At 46.5% G+C, this 17,553-nt stretch carries 21 protein-coding genes and 1 tRNA gene; 17 read left to right on the forward strand and 5 right to left on the reverse strand.

Annotated elements, in window-relative coordinates; genetic code table 11:
* Positions 1-5: 5 nt before the first annotated feature.
* Positions 6-1,088: a C40 family peptidase gene (locus ACZMB2_RS06900; RefSeq protein ID WP_487596196.1), complete on the reverse strand. Its 1,083-nt coding sequence runs from the start codon at positions 1,086-1,088 to the stop codon at positions 6-8.
* A gap of 282 nt (positions 1,089-1,370) precedes the next feature.
* Here ACZMB2_RS06900 and ACZMB2_RS06905 point away from each other — a divergent pair, with 282 nt between their 5' ends.
* The 6 genes from ACZMB2_RS06905 to ACZMB2_RS06930 all read left to right on the forward strand — a co-directional run bounded on the left by ACZMB2_RS06905 (position 1,371) and on the right by ACZMB2_RS06930 (position 4,289).
* Positions 1,371-1,760 carry a Fur family transcriptional regulator gene (locus ACZMB2_RS06905; RefSeq protein ID WP_487596128.1) on the forward strand — a complete coding sequence of 130 codons (390 nt, stop codon included), beginning with the start codon at positions 1,371-1,373 and terminating at the stop codon, positions 1,758-1,760.
* Between the two features lie 116 nt (positions 1,761-1,876).
* Positions 1,877-2,419: a rubredoxin-like domain-containing protein gene (locus tag ACZMB2_RS06910; RefSeq protein WP_117498720.1), complete on the forward strand. Its 543-nt coding sequence runs from the start codon at positions 1,877-1,879 to the stop codon at positions 2,417-2,419.
* A 186-nt stretch (positions 2,420-2,605) separates the two neighbouring features.
* On the forward strand, positions 2,606-2,950 hold the full coding sequence (locus ACZMB2_RS06915; RefSeq protein ID WP_487596129.1) for a hypothetical protein: 345 nt from the start codon (positions 2,606-2,608) through the stop codon (positions 2,948-2,950).
* 21 nt (positions 2,951-2,971) lie between these two features.
* The gene (gene trmB, locus ACZMB2_RS06920; protein WP_487596130.1) at positions 2,972-3,616 is read left to right on the forward strand and encodes a tRNA (guanosine(46)-N7)-methyltransferase TrmB; all 645 of its coding nucleotides are present in this window, start codon (positions 2,972-2,974) and stop codon (positions 3,614-3,616) included.
* 103 nt (positions 3,617-3,719) lie between these two features.
* Positions 3,720-3,792 (forward strand) — tRNA-Lys (locus tag ACZMB2_RS06925).
* 161 nt (positions 3,793-3,953) lie between these two features.
* Complete coding sequence (locus ACZMB2_RS06930; protein WP_487596131.1) at positions 3,954-4,289, forward strand: GIY-YIG nuclease family protein; 336 nt, start codon at positions 3,954-3,956, stop codon at positions 4,287-4,289.
* Here the strand turns inward: ACZMB2_RS06930 and ACZMB2_RS06935 are convergent.
* Positions 4,286-5,041 (reverse strand): sensor histidine kinase, encoded by a 756-nt coding sequence (locus tag ACZMB2_RS06935; protein WP_487596132.1) that lies wholly within the window; start codon positions 5,039-5,041, stop codon positions 4,286-4,288. The genes ACZMB2_RS06930 and ACZMB2_RS06935 overlap by 4 nt on opposite strands.
* A 139-nt stretch (positions 5,042-5,180) precedes the next feature.
* Here ACZMB2_RS06935 and ACZMB2_RS06940 point away from each other — a divergent pair, with 139 nt between their 5' ends.
* Both ACZMB2_RS06940 and ACZMB2_RS06945 read left to right on the forward strand, forming a co-directional pair.
* On the forward strand, positions 5,181-5,594 hold the full coding sequence (locus ACZMB2_RS06940; protein WP_487596133.1) for an HIT family protein: 414 nt from the start codon (positions 5,181-5,183) through the stop codon (positions 5,592-5,594).
* A 29-nt stretch (positions 5,595-5,623) separates the two neighbouring features.
* Positions 5,624-6,175 (forward strand): RNA polymerase sigma factor, encoded by a 552-nt coding sequence (locus ACZMB2_RS06945; RefSeq protein ID WP_487596134.1) that lies wholly within the window; start codon positions 5,624-5,626, stop codon positions 6,173-6,175.
* Here ACZMB2_RS06945 and murG read toward each other — a convergent pair.
* On the reverse strand, positions 6,159-7,229 hold the full coding sequence (murG, locus tag ACZMB2_RS06950; protein ID WP_487596135.1) for an undecaprenyldiphospho-muramoylpentapeptide beta-N-acetylglucosaminyltransferase: 1,071 nt from the start codon (positions 7,227-7,229) through the stop codon (positions 6,159-6,161). The two genes, ACZMB2_RS06945 and murG, sit on opposite strands and share 17 nt — an antisense overlap.
* A 99-nt stretch (positions 7,230-7,328) precedes the next feature.
* Between murG and ACZMB2_RS06955 the strand changes: the two genes are divergently transcribed.
* Both ACZMB2_RS06955 and ACZMB2_RS06960 read left to right on the forward strand, forming a co-directional pair.
* Positions 7,329-8,084, forward strand: a complete 756-nt coding sequence (locus ACZMB2_RS06955; protein WP_487596136.1) for a DUF4367 domain-containing protein — start codon at positions 7,329-7,331, stop codon at positions 8,082-8,084.
* 73 nt (positions 8,085-8,157) lie between these two features.
* Positions 8,158-8,652, forward strand: a complete 495-nt coding sequence (locus tag ACZMB2_RS06960) for a DUF6147 family protein (protein ID WP_487596137.1) — start codon at positions 8,158-8,160, stop codon at positions 8,650-8,652.
* A gap of 317 nt (positions 8,653-8,969) precedes the next feature.
* Here ACZMB2_RS06960 and ACZMB2_RS06965 read toward each other — a convergent pair whose 3' ends face one another.
* Positions 8,970-9,215 (reverse strand): TIGR03905 family TSCPD domain-containing protein, encoded by a 246-nt coding sequence (locus ACZMB2_RS06965; RefSeq protein ID WP_487596138.1) that lies wholly within the window; start codon positions 9,213-9,215, stop codon positions 8,970-8,972.
* A 136-nt stretch (positions 9,216-9,351) separates the two neighbouring features.
* Between ACZMB2_RS06965 and ACZMB2_RS06970 the strand changes: the two genes are divergently transcribed.
* The 4 genes from ACZMB2_RS06970 (at position 9,352) to ACZMB2_RS06985 (ending at position 13,005) form a co-directional block, all read left to right on the forward strand.
* Positions 9,352-10,059, forward strand: coding sequence for a 5'-methylthioadenosine/adenosylhomocysteine nucleosidase (locus ACZMB2_RS06970; RefSeq protein WP_487596139.1), 708 nt, complete (start codon positions 9,352-9,354; stop codon positions 10,057-10,059).
* Between the two features lie 92 nt (positions 10,060-10,151).
* Complete coding sequence (locus tag ACZMB2_RS06975; protein WP_487596140.1) at positions 10,152-10,811, forward strand: hypothetical protein; 660 nt, start codon at positions 10,152-10,154, stop codon at positions 10,809-10,811.
* Between the two features lie 103 nt (positions 10,812-10,914).
* Positions 10,915-12,261, forward strand: coding sequence for a glucose-6-phosphate isomerase (locus tag ACZMB2_RS06980; RefSeq protein ID WP_487596141.1), 1,347 nt, complete (start codon positions 10,915-10,917; stop codon positions 12,259-12,261).
* A gap of 69 nt (positions 12,262-12,330) precedes the next feature.
* A complete protein-coding gene (locus tag ACZMB2_RS06985; RefSeq protein WP_487596142.1) occupies positions 12,331-13,005 on the forward strand; it encodes an RluA family pseudouridine synthase in 675 nt (224 codons plus the stop codon).
* On the opposite strand, the gene ACZMB2_RS06990 is transcribed toward ACZMB2_RS06985, so the two are convergent.
* Positions 12,929-13,888 carry an AI-2E family transporter gene (locus tag ACZMB2_RS06990; RefSeq protein ID WP_487596143.1) on the reverse strand — a complete coding sequence of 320 codons (960 nt, stop codon included), beginning with the start codon at positions 13,886-13,888 and terminating at the stop codon, positions 12,929-12,931. The genes ACZMB2_RS06985 and ACZMB2_RS06990 overlap by 77 nt on opposite strands.
* Positions 13,889-14,019: 131 nt before the next feature.
* Here ACZMB2_RS06990 and ACZMB2_RS06995 point away from each other — a divergent pair, with 131 nt between their 5' ends.
* From ACZMB2_RS06995 to proS, 3 genes are all read left to right on the forward strand, one after another.
* Positions 14,020-15,321, forward strand: coding sequence for a TrkH family potassium uptake protein (locus ACZMB2_RS06995; protein ID WP_487596144.1), 1,302 nt, complete (start codon positions 14,020-14,022; stop codon positions 15,319-15,321).
* 12 nt (positions 15,322-15,333) lie between these two features.
* Positions 15,334-16,002, forward strand: coding sequence for a potassium channel family protein (locus tag ACZMB2_RS07000; RefSeq protein ID WP_487596145.1), 669 nt, complete (start codon positions 15,334-15,336; stop codon positions 16,000-16,002).
* Positions 16,003-16,116: 114 nt separating this feature from the next.
* Complete coding sequence (gene proS, locus ACZMB2_RS07005) at positions 16,117-17,553, forward strand: proline--tRNA ligase (protein ID WP_487596146.1); 1,437 nt, start codon at positions 16,117-16,119, stop codon at positions 17,551-17,553.

The raw sequence follows: 17,553 nt of genomic DNA on the forward strand, positions 1-17,553 counted from the left end.
CGAAATTAGAAGATTCGTCTTACAGCAAGTACGTTCTTGTAGTTTACCGGAGAAGTGAATTTAATTCCAGTAGAAGCGGTGCTGGCATGTACGATGGTGTTGTTGCCAACGTAGATGGCTACATGACCGCTGTAGCAGATAATGTCACCAGGCTGAGCTTCAGATAAGCTGACACCATATCCTACACTTCTGAGGGCACTGGAGCTGTGGGGAAGACCGATACCAAAGTTTGCGTAAACGCTCATAACGAAACCGGAACAGTCAGCACCGTTTGTCAGGCTTGTACCGCCATATACATAGGGATTGCCAACAAACTGGGATGCAAAGCCTGCAACTGCATTACCGGAGGAACTTCCGCCACCATTTCCTACCTGTACGGAAGAATCAGAAGATCCTTTGGAGGATTTTGCAGCTTTCTTCTCTGCTGCGGCTGCGGCTTTCTGAGCGGCTTCTCTTTCGGCTTTTTCTTTTGCAAGACGGGCTTCTTCCTCTGCCTTGGATTCAGCGTATACATAGTCAGTTCTTAAACTTACATAATCTTTGGAAACCCATCCGTCACCCTCTTCGATGGAAACTTTTACGAAATCATCGGTCTCATCGGTAACGGTCAGTTCCTCATCTATGGGGATCAGACCAAGAATAGGGGAATCGGTTGTTGCGTCCTCACGGACTCTTAAAGTCTCAGTAGTAACGGTAGCAACCCGGGTTCCAACTTCATCGGCCAGCTCTTCAGCTTCATCACCGATTCTTACATATTCTGCCTTTACATAGCCATCTACATTTCCGGAAGTGATGCGATACCATCCGTTGTCGTAACCTTCTACTTCTCCGACGGAGTTGTTGAAAAGCTTTCCAACTACTTCGGAATCCTCACTGGACTCGGTACGTACATTGACATAATCAGTAACCTGTGCGATGCAAAGACCTGTGTAATTATTTTTAACGGCTGTATCCAACGCGTCGGTAATCTGTTCTTCTGATGCGGAAGAGGCTTCGTTCAGGGAAGAGGAAATACCACCGGACAATGCCAGAGAGATTTCACCTGCCTGTGCTTTTACCGGACAAATGGTGAATAATCCGGCAGCCATGAACAATACTAATATTGTTTTTCCTTTCATTATTAACGATACCCCCTGTATTTTTTACAAATCTATTCTAAATATTACAAATTTGTTACAAACCATAAGGAGATTATAACAAGGCATAAGGGCTTTGTCAACTAAACCAGGTTTATTTTACAGAAAAATCACAGATTTGCCACAATTTTGTAATAAATTCTTCTTATCTATTAGGAAAAAAGAAATTGACAAATGAATAGAAATGATTATAATAATAATTACTAATACTGAAAAGAAAAGAAGGGAGAAAGGATGGCAGTATTAAAGTACAGCAGACAGCGGGAAGCAATTAAAAACTATCTGCAGGGACGGGAGGACCATCCGACTGCAGATATGGTCTATGCAGGTATCCGTGAGGATTTTCCGAATATCAGTCTTGGAACGGTTTATCGGAATCTTTCCTTATTAACAGATCTAGGTGAAGTGCTGAAGATTACAACAGACGGCGCGGACCGGTTTGATGCCAGGGTTACTCCTCATCATCATTTTGCATGCAGGCAGTGTGGACGGGTGATGGACATTATGATTCCGGTAGAGAATCCGGTGGATTCCGTCAATGCACGCTGGGCCGATGGTGAGATTGAGGAATGCCGTATGTTATTTTATGGAATCTGCAGTGACTGTAAGAAAATGAAAAATTAACTTAATAACTATTGACAAAAAGAAATTACATGATATAATAACAATAACAGTAATGATTACTGTTATGGAAAAGAAAATAAAAATCATATTATAAAAAAGAAAAGGAGAACAAAACTATGGCAAAATGGGTATGTACAGTATGCGGTTACATTTATGAAGGAGAGCAGGCACCGGAGAAATGTCCACAGTGCGGAGTTCCGGCAAGCAAGTTCAAAAAACAGGAAGAGGGAATGACCTGGGCAGCAGAGCATGTGGTTGGCGTTGCTAAGGGCGTAAGCGAGGACATTCTTGAGGACTTAAGAGCAAACTTCAACGGTGAGTGCTCTGAGGTTGGTATGTATCTGGCTATGGCACGTGTGGCTCATAGAGAGGGATATCCGGAGATCGGTCTTTACTGGGAAAAAGCTGCCTACGAAGAGGCTGAGCACGCTGCAAAATTCGCAGAGCTGTTGGGCGAGGTAGTAACCGACAGTACCAAGAAGAACCTGGAGCTGAGAGTTGCTGCAGAGCACGGCGCTACCGAGGGTAAATTCGATCTTGCAAAACGTGCAAAAGCTGCTAATTTGGATGCAATCCATGACACTGTTCATGAGATGGCAAAAGACGAAGCTCGTCATGGAAAAGCATTCGAGGGTCTTCTGAAGAGATACTTCGGCTAATTAAAAAAACTCCTATATCACAAATTACAAATATTATACGAAAGCGGCCTGCACGAAAATGTGCGGGTCGTTTTTCTGTTTGTGTGGAAATTTCCGGACCGTGTTGAAATTAAGCGAAATTGTGTGGAATTATCTGCGAATAGTTTTTTGAGGAAATGCTATTGACAGGGAGATATCCTATGCAGAGTGCACAAAAAAAGGAAGGGGTGGATAAGTTATCCTCAATTTCCCCAATATATCCATAATTTTATCCACATAGGAGATGCCGAAAATCAGGGGAAATACGAGTTGTTCACAAAGTTATCCACATTATCCACATTTTTTGGGAAAGTTCCGGGGGATAAAAAGACCGAAAAAGAAACAAATGTTTTGTGCTTAATTTCTAAAAGGGGACTTTTTCTGCTGGAAACAGCCAAAAATATGGATTGCAAAAATAAAGAAAATAATGCCTTTTTGTCTGAAAATAAGCAGGAATTCACTTTTCCACTTTTCAGAACCGGCTACTTCATGTACAATAGGAAAAGACAGTAAAAATGAGGAGAACTACGAACTATGCGTTTAAGAAATATACCGGGATCCCGTGAGGCCATTGCAGAGAGTCGGTACGTGATCCACGAAGAAGAGACAAGAGCCGGAAGCTGGCATGAGATTTTTGGAAATGACCATCCTATTTATATTGAGATCGGTATGGGAAAGGGCCAGTTCCTGATGGAACTGGCACGCAGAAATCCGGACATTAATTATGTAGGAATTGAGAAATATTCCAGCGTACTGATTCGTGCCCTGGAGAAAATGGAAGAGGAGGAGACACCCCTTCCTAATATCTGCTTTATCCGCATGGATGCAGAGGATATCGTAAAAGTGTTTGCAAAGCATGAGGTAGACCGGATTTATCTGAATTTCTCCGATCCGTGGCCAAAGGACCGCCATGCCAAGAGACGTCTGACCAGTAAAGAATTTCTGGCACGTTATGACCAGATTCTGGTGTCGGATGGACAGGTGGAGTTCAAGACGGATAACCGTCCGTTATTTGATTTTTCAGTGGAATCTGTAAAAGAAGCAGGCTGGCAGTTAAAAGCGGTGACCTACGACCTTCATCATGATGCAGAACTGGTACAGGGAAATGTCATGACAGAATACGAGGAACGTTTTTCCGCAAAAGGGAATCCGATTCACAAGCTGATCGCAGTCAGATAAAATTTTTGTAAAAAAAATTAAAAAAAGGCTTGCTTTTTGTAAAAGCACTGTGTATAATATGTTTTGTTCGCTGGACAACACAGCGGACAAAACAATTGAAAATGCGCTTCTAGCTCAGTTGGTAGAGCACCTGACTCTTAATCAGGGTGTCCAGGGTTCGAACCCCTGGAGGCGCACGCGAGGAGCACTGTTTTTGGGATGTATGGGCCCGGGGGCGGTGTTCTTTTTTTGCGTCTAAATATTTATTATAGCATAGACAGAGCATAAATAATAGTCTGTTTTTTCAACAATTCTGTATTAAGATTAGAACATATTATAATGACAAGAAGGAGAGCAGATGGCGTATATCTATATGGTACGCTGCCAGGACGAATCCCTCTATACCGGGATTGCACGTGATGTGGGAAAGCGGATGAGGGAACATTATTATAAGAAGAAACCCGGCGCCAAGTACACAAAAAGCCGTCAGGTGACAGCTCTGGAGATGGTCTGGCAGACGGAAACATGGTCAGGAGCTGCCAGGTTGGAATATCAGATCAAACAGCTTCGAAAAAATCAGAAGGAAGCACTGATCCGGGAGCCGGAACAGGTGACGGCCCTGTTTGGAGAAAAACTGCAGGGTATGGACTACACACCCCGCAGAGATTTGAAGCTGGAAGATTTTGTCGGTTAGTAGATGCAGAAATGGGTGGAGGGAAGAAACGGAAGATAAATCTGTACTTCAGTTCCTTTCTCCGGTTCTGAGTAAATACGGATGGTACCGCCGTGGGCGGATATAATTTTCCGGACAATGGGAAGGCCAAGACCGGTACCATGTTCTTTGTAAGTGACGAAAGGCTGGAAGATGATCTGCAGCTGCTCCCGGGGAATCCCGCATCCGTTGTCTTTGACGGCAATGAGCAGCCGTTTGTCATGGACATAGATTTTCAGTGTGATCTTTCCGCGGCCGGTAATGGATTCCATGGAATTCTTCAGAAGATTCAGGAGAGCCTGTTTCAGACGGACAGGATCGCCGTAGAAAGCAGGATAAGAATCTTCGGTCTTCAGAATCAGTGGAATATGGCAGCGCAGCAGTTCTGCCAGAAGGGTATCTTTGAGATCGCAGGCAAAGGCTTTTAGATCTATCTGACAGATATTCAGCTGGTCCCCATTATTGAAGGCAGAAATATCATCCAGCAGCAGGCGCATATATTGAAGATCATTTTTGATCTGACCCCAGAATTCAAAATCTTCGACTTCCGGGTGCATTTTTTGAATCCACTGGACGGAACTGTTGATATAAGTCAATGGATTGCGAATCTCATGAGAGATCTGGGAAACCGTTAAGTGGTAGTCACTTTTTATAGTGGCAATCATGTTTCGGATTTCTTCATCCCTGGTTGCCAGACGTTCTATCTTTTTTTGTTCGTCATATGTCAACATCATTATCACTCCCTGTCAGTAATATACCAGATGTGTCAAAATGTGGCAAATAGAATCGTTCGACAAAATGCGACAAAAAGTGACAAAACAATGCAAAAAGAAATTTTAAAATTTACATAGAAATTCAAAGGAGATGTTTAGGATGAAGGATTGTAACTGTATTTTCTGTAAAATTGCAAATGGAGAGATTCCCTCCACTACCCTGTATGAGGATGAGGATTTCAGAGTGATTCTGGATCTGGGACCGGCAACCAGAGGACATGCGCTGCTGCTTCCGAAGGAACATTATCAGGATCTGTTTGCGTTGGATGATGAGACCGCTTCCAAGGTGTTGGTAACCGCCAAAAAAGTAGCCGGAAAGATTAAGAAGGCTATGGGAGCAGATGGATTTAATCTGGTGCAGAATAATGGCGAAGCAGCAGGACAGACGGTATTTCATTTCCATATGCATATGATCCCACGGTACAAGGATGATCATGCAGGAATCCTGTGGACGCCGGGCGAGACGACGCAGGAAGACATGGCAGAGATCAAAAAGCTGGTGGATGCCCAGTAAACTGAAAGGTTAGAATACGGTAGGGAGATATGAGCAAAGAGAGCCAGTACCTGGATTTCTATGTGATGAAATATCAGGATGTGGTGATTCGAAATGCTTATGTGTATGTGAAGGATTATCATGTGGCGGAAGATATTTGCCAGGAGACTTTTATACGTTTTGAGCAAAAGATGGAAACGATTCCAGACGAAAAAGTCATACGATGGCTTCTTCGTGTATCGGAACGACTTGCATTGGATCACCTGAGAAAAGGAAAAAGACGTGGAGAAAATCTGAGTCTGGAAGAATATGCAGGTGTGCTGGAGGATAACCGAAATACGGATGCCAGTAAGATGGTCATACAGAGAGAAGAGTGTGAAGAACGCTTGCGGGTTCTGGATCAGCTGAAAGAAGTGCGTCCGAACTGGCACGATGCATTGATGATGAGTTATCTGGAGCATAAGGATAATTCATCGATTGGAAAGGAACTGGGCGCTACACCCGCTCTTGTCAGCAAATGGAAAGAGCGGGGACAGCGCTGGCTCCGTGAAGAATATGAGAAACAAAATGACATGACGCCAAAGTCTAACGACCGGAAGTAACCTCGCGGAAGAGCTTCATAATGGTTTCGATGGCATCTGACTGGGGGCACTCCTCCATAGCGTGGATGTAGTCACTGCGGTGTTCATAGAGATGGCGGACTGCAGAGAGGAAATTCTCTTTGGTGAGAGTTTCTTCTTCCAGTACCATGGAAAATCCCTGACGTTCAAAGGAACGGGAATTGAGGATCTGGTCTCCGCGGCTTGCTTTTGCAGACAGCGGAATGAGAAGTGCGGGTTTTCTTAAGGCCAGCAGTTCACAGATCGCGTTGGCACCTGCCCGGGAAACGACCACATCGCAGAGGGCAAACAGGTTGGCAAGTTCATCCTGAATGTATTCGTACTGAATATAGCCGGGAGTTCCGGTTAAGGATTCATCCAGCTTGCCTTTGCCGCAGAGATGAACGATCTGAAATTGTTTCAGAAGTTCCGGAAGGGCGTCGCGGACGGCCTGGTTGACAGCCACCGCACCAAGGCTTCCCCCCATAACCATAAGGACTGGTTTTTCTTCGTTGAATCCGGTCATGGCAAGGGCAGAAGCTTTGCTTCCCTGACGAAGTTCCTGACGGATGGGGCATCCGGTAAGAACGGCTTTGCCTTTCGGAAGATAAGGAATGGTTTCCGGGAAGTTGCAGCAGACTTTGGTGGCGGATGGCATGGACAGTTTATTGGCCAGCCCCGGCGTCAGGTCCGATTCGTGGCAGATGACCGGAATATGACGGCGTCTGGCTGCCATAACGACTGGGACGGAGACAAATCCTCCCTTGGAAAATACCACATCCGGTTTCAACTGTTTCATCAGTTTGGAAGCCTGTGCAAATCCTTTCAGGACGCGGAAAGGATCGGTAAAGTTTTTAACATCAAAATAGCGTCTCAGCTTTCCGGAGGAAATGCCATAGTAGGGAATTCCCTGAGCCTGGATGAGTTTTTTCTCGATTCCTTCGGTGGAGCCGATATAGAAGATTTCGTAATCTTCGGAACGCAGACGGGGAAGCAGTGCAATGTTCGGTGTTACGTGACCGGCAGTGCCGCCGCCTGTAAGTACAATACGTTTCATGTGAAAATGTCCTCCCTGATCAGATTGGTAAACATATGTAATTTTATTATAGGAGTCAGAGAGGAAAAGTCAACGGTGATTGGAGAACGGTGAAAAAGAATGCAGCGAGAGATGGATGAATGGCTGGAACAGAAAATCGATGAAGATCTGGACGCCTGGGCAGAAGAACGAATGAAGATGCTGATGGAGTCGGAAGAACTTCAGGATATTCATATGCCTGAGGACAGTCTGGAAAAACTGCATCAGAAGATAAACGCACGGAAGAAAAAACTGCTGGGCAGAAAACGGATCCATATGCTGGTGGCAGCAGCTGCGGTCATGACGGCTCTGCTTGGCGTGGGCCTGGTGGGCAGCGGGAAGAAGGTGTATGAACCGAAGGTGACACAGAATGCCAGAGGGGATGAAGTAACGACGAAGGTTAATAATGCAGATTTGGCGGCAAGTCAATATGATGAGGAAGCAGTTTGTCAGGAGATTCAGGATGAACTGGGTGTGCTGCCGATTCGATTTAAGTATCGGCCAGAAGGAATGGAATTAACCTGGTATCAAATTGATATGGATTCGGGAGAAGCTATTTTAGAATATTCTATTAAGGACAACACTATTCATGTTTACATTTTTGAAAGAAATTCGGACAGTTCTATCGGTTTACAGTATGATGGGGAAGTGCTTGAAACAGATATGCTGGAATCAGTGGGAGTAGAGATGCCTGTATATAGAAGAGAAGGGTCAGCACAAGGAAGTTATTATGCAACCGTCTTTGATTATTTAAATACCAGCTATTCTATTTCTGCAGACGTTAGTCAAGAAGAATTTAAAAAAATAATTGAAAATATTTTAATAAAAAGTGAATAAAAGTGTCAAAAACGAGTTTCTGTGACGTTATATAAGTGTGAGCTCATAAAACAGTAGGAAAGGAGGAGCAACAATGAAACACGCCGTAAGGTCAGCAGGAACTCTTTTGCTGATGGGGACTCTTATGATGGGGACAGGCTTTGCCGCCTGTGCCGAGGAGGTGGTAGAACCGGCAGGCTATCATGTGTATGAAAATACGGATGATAGCGCTACTGATACCTGGTATGGAATTGCCAGAGGAACGTATTTAAAAGCTGGTGTTTCTTCTATAACAAAGAAAGACTCTACACATGCATTATGTACGGGTAGCACGACGGCACATTCCAAATGTGATCGGGTCTATGTCCGCATCTATCTGGATCAGAGTGCCACTGCAAAATCCGGAAGCTGGGGAACCATTGATTACTGGACGGGAACGGCAGCAAATGCAACGGTTGCAACGGCATCCAGCGGTTCTTACAAAGTGACCAAGAACCAGTACTACCGTGTAACCGGTGCACATTCTGCAACCAAAGGAACGACTACAGAGGCCACAGATAGTTGCACAGACGCTATATTATTCAAGTAACCCTCGCGGCATGACGCCAATCTTTCTCTCCCAGGAAAGAGCCGCAGGTGAAAGAGGATATATGTGAAATAGCAGCAAAGGTGGCTGAGGAGTTCAACCAACAACTGAATATAGGAAAGGGATTCGGACTGAATCCAAATGAAACAAAGAAAAAATAACAACTCAAAAAAATATCAAAAAACTTACTTTCTACTAACGTTGTCTAAAAAACGTAAATAAAATCAAATCGTGGAAAAATGAAAAAATTATATTAAGACGCCAAGAATGCCCTGGATGCTGTGCACCCGGGGCATTCGCCTTTTCTGATAAAAAAAGAGTTACTGCTCTGCCTTCAGCTGCTTCAGCGCTTTGGCCAGCTGATCCGGACATGAGGTAGGACGGGGTCCGCAGGTGGTTCCCTCCAGACGGTCGATGACATCATCGATTTTCATGCCAACTACCAGCTTCGCGATGCCGGCAGTATTTCCGGCACATCCGCCAACAAACTGCACTTTAGTGATGATTCCGTTCTCTGCTTCCACATTGATGGCCTGGGAGCAGGTGCCTTTGGTTCTGTATAACATAATCTCGCTCTCCTTTATGATAATATCTTTGGTAAGAGGAAAGTATAGCAGAAAATCTTTGTTTTTTCTAGTAATATGCGTAAAATTCTGCTACTATTGAGACAGTAACATCAGCTCAGAAAGGAAGAAATTTATCATGAATACAAAAACGATTGGTATCATAGGAGCCATGGAGGAGGAAGTGGAAGCGCTTCGTGCAAAACTGACTTCCGCGGAGAAACTGACAAAAGCGTCTATGGATTTTTATTCCGGAGTTCTCAATGGACATAAGGTTGTCATTGTCCGCAGTGGCATTGGAAAAGTCAATGCAGGAATCTGCACACAGATTCTGGCGGATCTCTTTCATGTAGATGCTGTCATCAACACCGGAATCGCAGGATCTCTGAAGGCAGAGATCAACATTGGAGATATCGTGATTTCTACCGATGCGGTACAGCATGATATGGACGCTACCGGATTTGGTTACAAACCGGGCGTAATCCCGAGAATGGAGACCAGCTGTTTTCAGGCAGATCCGACTCTGGTTCGTGCCGCAAAGGCAGCCTGCGAGAAGGCGGTGCCGGAGATTCAGGCATTTACCGGAAGAATTGTCAGTGGTGACCAGTTTATTTCCGATCGTGCAGTGAAAGACCGTATTTTAGCACAGTTCGGCGGTATGTGTACGGAGATGGAGGGGGCAGCCATTGCACAGGCGGCTTATCTGAACAAGATTCCCTTCGTTATTATCCGTGCCATTTCGGATAAGGCAGATGACAGCGCCGTTGTGGATTATCCGGCGTTTGAGCGTCAGGCCATTCTTCACAGTGTGGCACTGGTAGAGAATTTTGTGACCAAAATCGACTAAGCTTGTCGTGACAGGTCGATAACCTACACCTCCCCGGAATCGGGAGTCTGTTATAATAGGCTCACGAGAATAATCAGGGGAGGCGTTTTTTTATGTATGACATGCTGCGTAATTACGGAGAATTTGCCCTGCTGGGAGGCTGGGGGATTCTGCTGGTGCTGATGAGAAGGATTGTATTTGGAAAGCTGTGCAGAGAGGCAATGACCGAAGGAACGGGGAACAGCAGGATGCGGAAAGCCATGACACTGAAGTTTGAGAAGAGTCATGAGGTGCATGTGGAGATTATGGACATTCCGATGTTTGTGCAGAAATATTTAAGTCAGGAACGGCGGATGGGAGTCCGGCTGTTTCGGTGGAGACGTTTGCCGGAACGGTGGACGGGCCTGATTGCAGGAGTTGGGTTTCTGGAGGCGGCAGTATTTCATTATCTGGGATATGGGACAGCATTTTGTATGGACCGTTTTCTTATGGGACTGGCGGCAGCAGTGATGGTTCGGATGGGGATTCTGTGGTTTGAGACGGACAGTCTGTGGGAACAGGCGGTGATCTGTTTTCAGGATTATATTGCCAACACCCTGAAACCCAGGCAGCACCATATTTATGAAACCTTTGAGCAGCCAGCAAAAGAAGAGCCGGCAGCAGAAGGAAAAGCAACAGAAAAACCAGAACACAAAAAGGAACCGGCCCTTAATCAGGAGGAAGAAAAACTTTTTCAGGAGATGCTCACGGATTTTCTTGGATCTTCCACTTGAAAAACCGGAGAAGCAGGGGCGGAAGGTTGATTTTTCACTGCTGAAATGCTAGAATGGTATATTATTGAGAAGGAACTCATAAAACAAAGGAGCGTATAGAGAAATGGCAAAAGTAACATTTGACTATTCAAAAGCAGCACCCTTTATCAACGAGGATGAACTGAATCTGATGGAGGCACAGGTTGCCGCAGCAAAAAAACTTCTGGTAGACAGATCCGGAGCAGGAAATGATTTCCTTGGATGGATTGATCTTCCGGTAAATTATGATAAGGAAGAGTTTGCAAGAATTCAGCAGGCAGCAAAGAAAATTCAGGAAGATTCCGAGGTGCTGGTTGTTATCGGTATCGGTGGATCCTATCTGGGTGCCCGTGCAGCCATCGAATTTTTAAGACACAGCTTCTATAATATGGTATCCAAAGAGGTTCGTAAAACTCCGGAGATCTATTTCGTAGGAAATAACATGTCTGCACGTTACATTAAAGGACTGATTGATGTAGTTGGAGACCGGGATTTCTCCGTAAACGTGATTTCCAAATCCGGTACCACCACAGAGCCGGCAATCGCATTCCGTGTATTCAAAGAGCTCCTGGAGAAGAAATACGGAAAAGAAGAGGCAGCAAAGAGAATCTACGCTACCACAGATAAAGCAAGAGGAGCACTGAAACATCTGGCAACCGCAGAGGGATATGAGACCTTCGTTGTTCCGGATGATATCGGAGGACGTTTCTCTGTACTGACCGCTGTAGGCCTTCTTCCCATCGCAGTCAGCGGCGCTGATATTACCAAATTAATGGAAGGTGCAGCAAGCGGACGCGAGAGCGCATTGAATGCTCCCTATGAGGAGAATGACGCTGTAAAATATGCAGCTATCCGTAATATCCTTTTCAGAAAAGGAAAAGCAACAGAGATTCTGGCAAACTATGAGCCGAGCCTTCACTCTGTATCCGAGTGGTGGAAACAGCTTTATGGTGAGTCCGAAGGAAAAGACCATAAGGGTCTGATGCCGGCATCCGTAGATCTGACCACCGATCTTCATTCTCTGGGCCAGTTTATTCAGGATGGTTCCAGAATTATGTTTGAGACGGTACTGGCAGTAGAGGAGAACGATCAGGGAATCGTTGTGAAGGAAGAGCCGGAAGATCTGGACGGACTGAACTATCTGGCAGGCAAGAATATGGATTTCGTCAACAAGAGTGCCATGAACGGAACCATGCTTGCTCATACGGATGGACAGGTTCCGAACCTGATGGTGAAGATCCCGAGACAGGACGAGTTCTCTTTAGGACAGCTGTTCTACTTCTTTGAGTTTGCATGCGGTGTCAGCGGATATCTGCTGGGTGTCAATCCGTTCAACCAGCCGGGTGTTGAGAGCTACAAAACGAACATGTTTGCTCTGCTTGGAAAACCGGGTTATGAGGAAGAGCGCGAGAAGCTCATGAAGAGACTGTAATAACAAATGAACACTGGCAGCGGTGGGAAGAGGGGTTCCTGCCGCTGTTTTTTTGAAAGGAAACCATCAATGGAGCGCTATAAGATCCTATATGAAGATCAGGATGTCTTAGTCATTCATAAATACCCAGGACTGGCGGTGCAGAGTGCTCGTTCCATGACACCGGATCTTGTGAGCATGCTCAGGAACCGCGCGTTGGAACAGGGAGAAGCAAAGCCTTATCTTGGATTGGTGAATCGTCTGGATCAGCCGGTGGAAGGAATTTTGCTGGTGGGAAAAAATGAAAAGGCGGCAGCAGAGCTGAGCCGCCAGGTCAGTGATCATATTCACATGGAAAAATGGTATCTGGCGATTGTCCGTGGAAAACTCCCGGGAGAAAAAGGGCATCTTGTGGATTATCTTCTGAAAGACGGAAAGACTAACATGTCCCGGGTGGTGAAAGAAGGGACCAAAGGAAGCAAGCGCAGCGAGCTGGAGTATGAAGTAATGTGGGAGAGGGAAGATAGAAGTCTGGTACGAGTTCATCTGCTCACTGGACGCCATCATCAGATCCGGGTACAGTTAGCCCACGCGGGAACACCCATTGTGGGAGATACCAAGTATGGAGAGGGGTCAGTTCCGGAAAAGAGGGGGGAACAGCTTTGTCTTTGCTCCTATCGCACTTCTTTTATTCATCCGCGGACGAAGAAGCGGATGGAGTTTCAGGTGGAGCCGGGTTTTGCAGCTCTGCCCATAACTCCTTAACAAAGAGAACACCGAAGGGACCAGTCACAAGACCGGAAGCACCGAAACACTGAAGACCCAGAATGACGGATATAAGAAAGCAGATGGGGAGCATTCCGATACCGTCACCTAAGAGCCTGGGCTCCAGAATTTCCCGGGTAAGCCAGGTGACTCCATAGAGCAGAAAAAGCCACAGGGCAAATGTCCAGTTTTCCTGAAGGAGGATAAGAAGGATCCAGGGGAGAAAGACAGTTCCGGTGCCGAACACCGGAAGAGCATCCACGAATCCGATGAGCACGGCCCATAATCCTGCGCCTGGAATCCGAAGAAGCCAGAATCCAACAGCACATTCTAAAGCAACAATAAACATAATCCGTACCTGGACATGAGCCCAGTTCTTCAGAGCGGAAGAGACTCTTTTTCCGGCGCGGCTAACCGGGGAAGCGAAGGGAAGCTTTTTTAAAAGTTCCCGAAAGGGAACCCAGTCTCTGGCAAAGAGAATGACGGAGATCACGTAGAGAAAAATACCGAAGAGCCAAGAAAAGACAGAAGGCACCATAATCACCAGTCGGCCGGACAGGGAAGAGGCAAGCCAGTCCAGCTCCTGATGAAGCATATGGAAGCCTTCCTGCCAGACCGGAAGAAGATCTAAGAGAGGCTGATAGAGAAGCCATGCACTAAGTCCCAGCAGTACAAATGCTGCCAGTCCTGCAAGAAAAAGGCATCCGGCGCTGAATGGAAGAAGCCGCATGCGAATCTGATGTCTGGCAGAATTAAAGCCTGCTACGGTAAGCCATGCAAGAAAAAACGGGAGTGCTGCAGGCAGCAGAAAACGCAATACCACATACACGGCGGCCAGAATACCCGCCTTTTGAAGATAAAGTCTGGTCTGCTTCTGCATCATGGGATTGCCTCCTTTAAAATCGTCAAGATAGTATCAGTATCTGTGAATTGGCTGATCCTATGCTGGCTGATATTGACAAACGAAAATGTGGATGCTATGTTACAGACAAAGCGGACAGGAGTAACGATACAATGAATATTCAGGAATTTATAAAAAAGCAGCCGCCGGGCAGACTCATTACCATGGGATTTGCACTGGTGATTCTGATCGGTACATTGCTTTTGTTATTACCTTTTTCTATAAAATCAGGCGTGACCGTAACGCCTCTTAATGCCCTCTTTACGGCCACCAGTGCAGTATGTGTGACGGGTCTCGTGGTGGTGGATACCGCGGATACCTTTACGGCTTTCGGACAGACGGTCATTGGTATTTTAATCCAGATCGGCGGTCTGGGGGTGGCTTCCGCAGGACTGGGCCTTATGATTGCTGCCGGAAAGAAAGTCAGTATCAAGAGCAGGGTGCTGGCGAAGGAAGCGTTAAATGTAGACAGTTACAAAGGAATCGTCCGTATGGTGGAAGCAGTGCTTCTGATTACTCTGGTGGTGGAAACCGCGGGCGCTCTGTTATCGTTTCCGGTTTTCCTGAAAGATTATTCCCCGCTCCATGCGCTGGGAATCAGTATTTTCCACTCGGTAGCTTCTTTTAATAATGCGGGATTTGATATTCTTGGGAATATGACAAATCTGATTCCCTATCGGGATAATGTGGCATTGAATCTCATTACCAGTGTACTGGTCATCGTGGGTGGTATTGGATTTCCGGTTATTCTGGATCTGGGGAGACAGCGGAATTTCCGAAGGCTGACACTTCACACAAAAGTGGTGCTGGTGACGACGGGTATTTTGCTGGCTGGCGGTACGCTGCTTTTGAAGCTGACGGAGCCCATCTCCTGGATGGCGGCATTTTTCCACAGCATGTCTGCCAGAACAGCGGGATTTTCCACCTGTTCCCTGGGAAGCTTCAGCAATGGGGGACTGTTCCTAATCTGTATCCTCATGTTCATCGGAGCATCTTCCGGTTCCACCGGAGGCGGTGTGAAGACCAGTACGATGTTTGTATTGCTGCAGTCGGTGCGGAGCGAATTTTCCAAGCGCCCGGTAGGCGCATTCCGGAGAAGTATTCCGAAGGAAAATGTATCCAGGGCGTCCATGATCGTGATCTGTTCCGCCCTGATGGTCTGCGTGGGAACCTTCCTGATGTGTGTGGCGGAGCCGGAGCTTACCTTCATGCAGCTCTTTTTTGAGACGGTGTCAGCCTTCAGTACTGCAGGACTGTCCACAGGCATTACGCCGGGACTTGGCATTGCAGCCCGGTGGATTTTGATCTTTTTTATGTTTACCGGAAGGCTGGGTGCCATGACCATGATCACGATCTGGGTCAGCCGGCAGCCGAAAAATGCAAGATATACGGAGGAATCCGTGACCATAGGATAAAGGAGAACGAGTATGATAAAGAAAAAGAAAGAATCAGCTTCCTTCGGGGTCATCGGACTGGGACGGTTCGGCACTGCCCTTGCCATTACACTGGCACAGGCTGGTAAGGAAGTGATTGCCGTGGATCGGGATGAAAGCCGTGTGAAAGAGCTTCGGCAGTATACAGATTATGCCTTTGTGGCAGATAGCATCAACAGTGATACGTTAAAAGAAATCGGTATTCAGAACTGCGATGTGGTGGCAGTCTGTATCGGTGAGAAAATTGACGCCAGCATCCTGATTACCATGAGCGTCATCGACCTGGGCGTGCCGAAGGTCATTGCAAAAGCCAGCAGCGTGGAGCAGGGGGAAGTACTGAAGCGTATCGGCGCCACGGTCGTCTATCCGGAGAAGGATATGGCAGTGCGCCTTGGAAAACGGCTCATCTCCAGTACCTTTATGGATTACATTGCTCTTGATAACAGCGTGGAGATCCGTCAGATTTCCGTACCGGAGTCCATGCTGGGAGCCAGTGTCATTGAACTGAATATCAGAAAGAAATACGGTCTTAATATTATTGCAGTGCAGAACGGCCATGAGACGAATATTGAGATCGCACCGGATTACCGGTTCCGGGAGGGGGATGTGCTGGTAGTGATCGGAAAGATCAAAAACATTGACCGGATGGAAAATGATTGTTAAGAGGATGTTGACAAACCCTTCATTCCTTTTTACAATTAAAAATAGTGCAAAATTGCAGGAAAACGGCTGCTGACGAGAAGGCGCGGCGGCTATGAAAAAGGAGATTGCAAAAAAATGGCAAAAGACAAAAAATTAGTAGAAGGCATCACTTCCATGGACGTGGATTTCGCCCAGTGGTACACCGATGTCGTGAAGAAAGCAGAGCTGTGTGATTATACCAGCGTAAAGGGATGCATGGTAATCAAACCGGCTGGCTATGCAATCTGGGAAAACATCCAGAACGAACTTGACCGCAGATTCAAAGAGACAGGGGTAGAGAATGTATATCTGCCGATGCTGATTCCGGAGAGTCTGCTTCAGAAAGAGAAAGACCATGTAGAAGGATTTGCTCCGGAAGTAGCATGGGTTACCCATGGCGGACTGGAACCGCTGCAGGAGCGTATGTGTGTACGTCCGACTTCCGAGACTCTGTTCTGCGATTTCTATCAGAAAGAGGTTCATTCCTACAGAGATCTTCCGAAGGTATATAACCAGTGGTGTTCTGTACTCCGTTGGGAGAAGACCACAAGACCGTTCCTTCGCTCCAGAGAGTTCCTGTGGCAGGAAGGACATACCGTACATGCGACTGAGGAAGAGGCAGAGGCACGTACCCAGCAGATGCTGAATGTTTATGCAGACTTCTGCGAGCAGGTACTGGCTATTCCGGTTATCAAAGGACGCAAGACAGATAAAGAGAAATTTGCAGGTGCCATTGCCACCTACACCATCGAGGCACTGATGCATGACGGAAAGGCACTGCAGTCCGGTACCAGCCACAACTTCGGTGACGGATTTGCAAAAGCATTCGGCATTCAGTTCACGGATAAAGATAATCAGCTGAAATATGTACATCAGACTTCCTGGGGTGTGACCACTCGTCTGATCGGTGCCATCATTATGGTACACGGCGATGATTCCGGACTGGTACTGCCGCCGCGGATCGCTCCGGTACAGACGATGATCGTTCCGGTGGCACAGCACAAAGAGGGCGTTCTTGACAAAGCATATGAGCTGAGAGACAAACTGTCCCGTCAGTTCAAAGTAAAAGTAGATGATTCCGAAAAATCTCCGGGTTGGAAGTTCGCTGAGCAGGAGATCAAAGGTATTCCGACCCGTATTGAGATCGGACCGAAGGATATCGAGGCAAATCAGGCAGTCATCGTCCGCCGTGATACCAGAGAGAAGATCGTGGTATCCCTTGACGAGATCGAGACAAAACTGGGTGAGATTCTTGAGACCATGCAGCATGACATGCTGGAGAAAGCAAGAGCTCACAGAGATTCTCATACTTACGATGCAATCACTTACGAAGAGTTCGTGGAGACCATCAACAACAAACCGGGCTTCGTAAGAGCAATGTGGTGCGGAGATCAGGCTTGTGAGGATAAGATCAAAGAAGATACGACCGCAACCAGCCGCTGCATGCCTTTCGAACAGCACCAGCTGTCCGGCACCTGTGTATGCTGCGGAAAACCTGCGAAAAAAATGGTATATTGGGGTAAAGCATATTAA

The sequence above is a fragment of the Hominiventricola sp. genome (genome assembly GCF_057604405.1).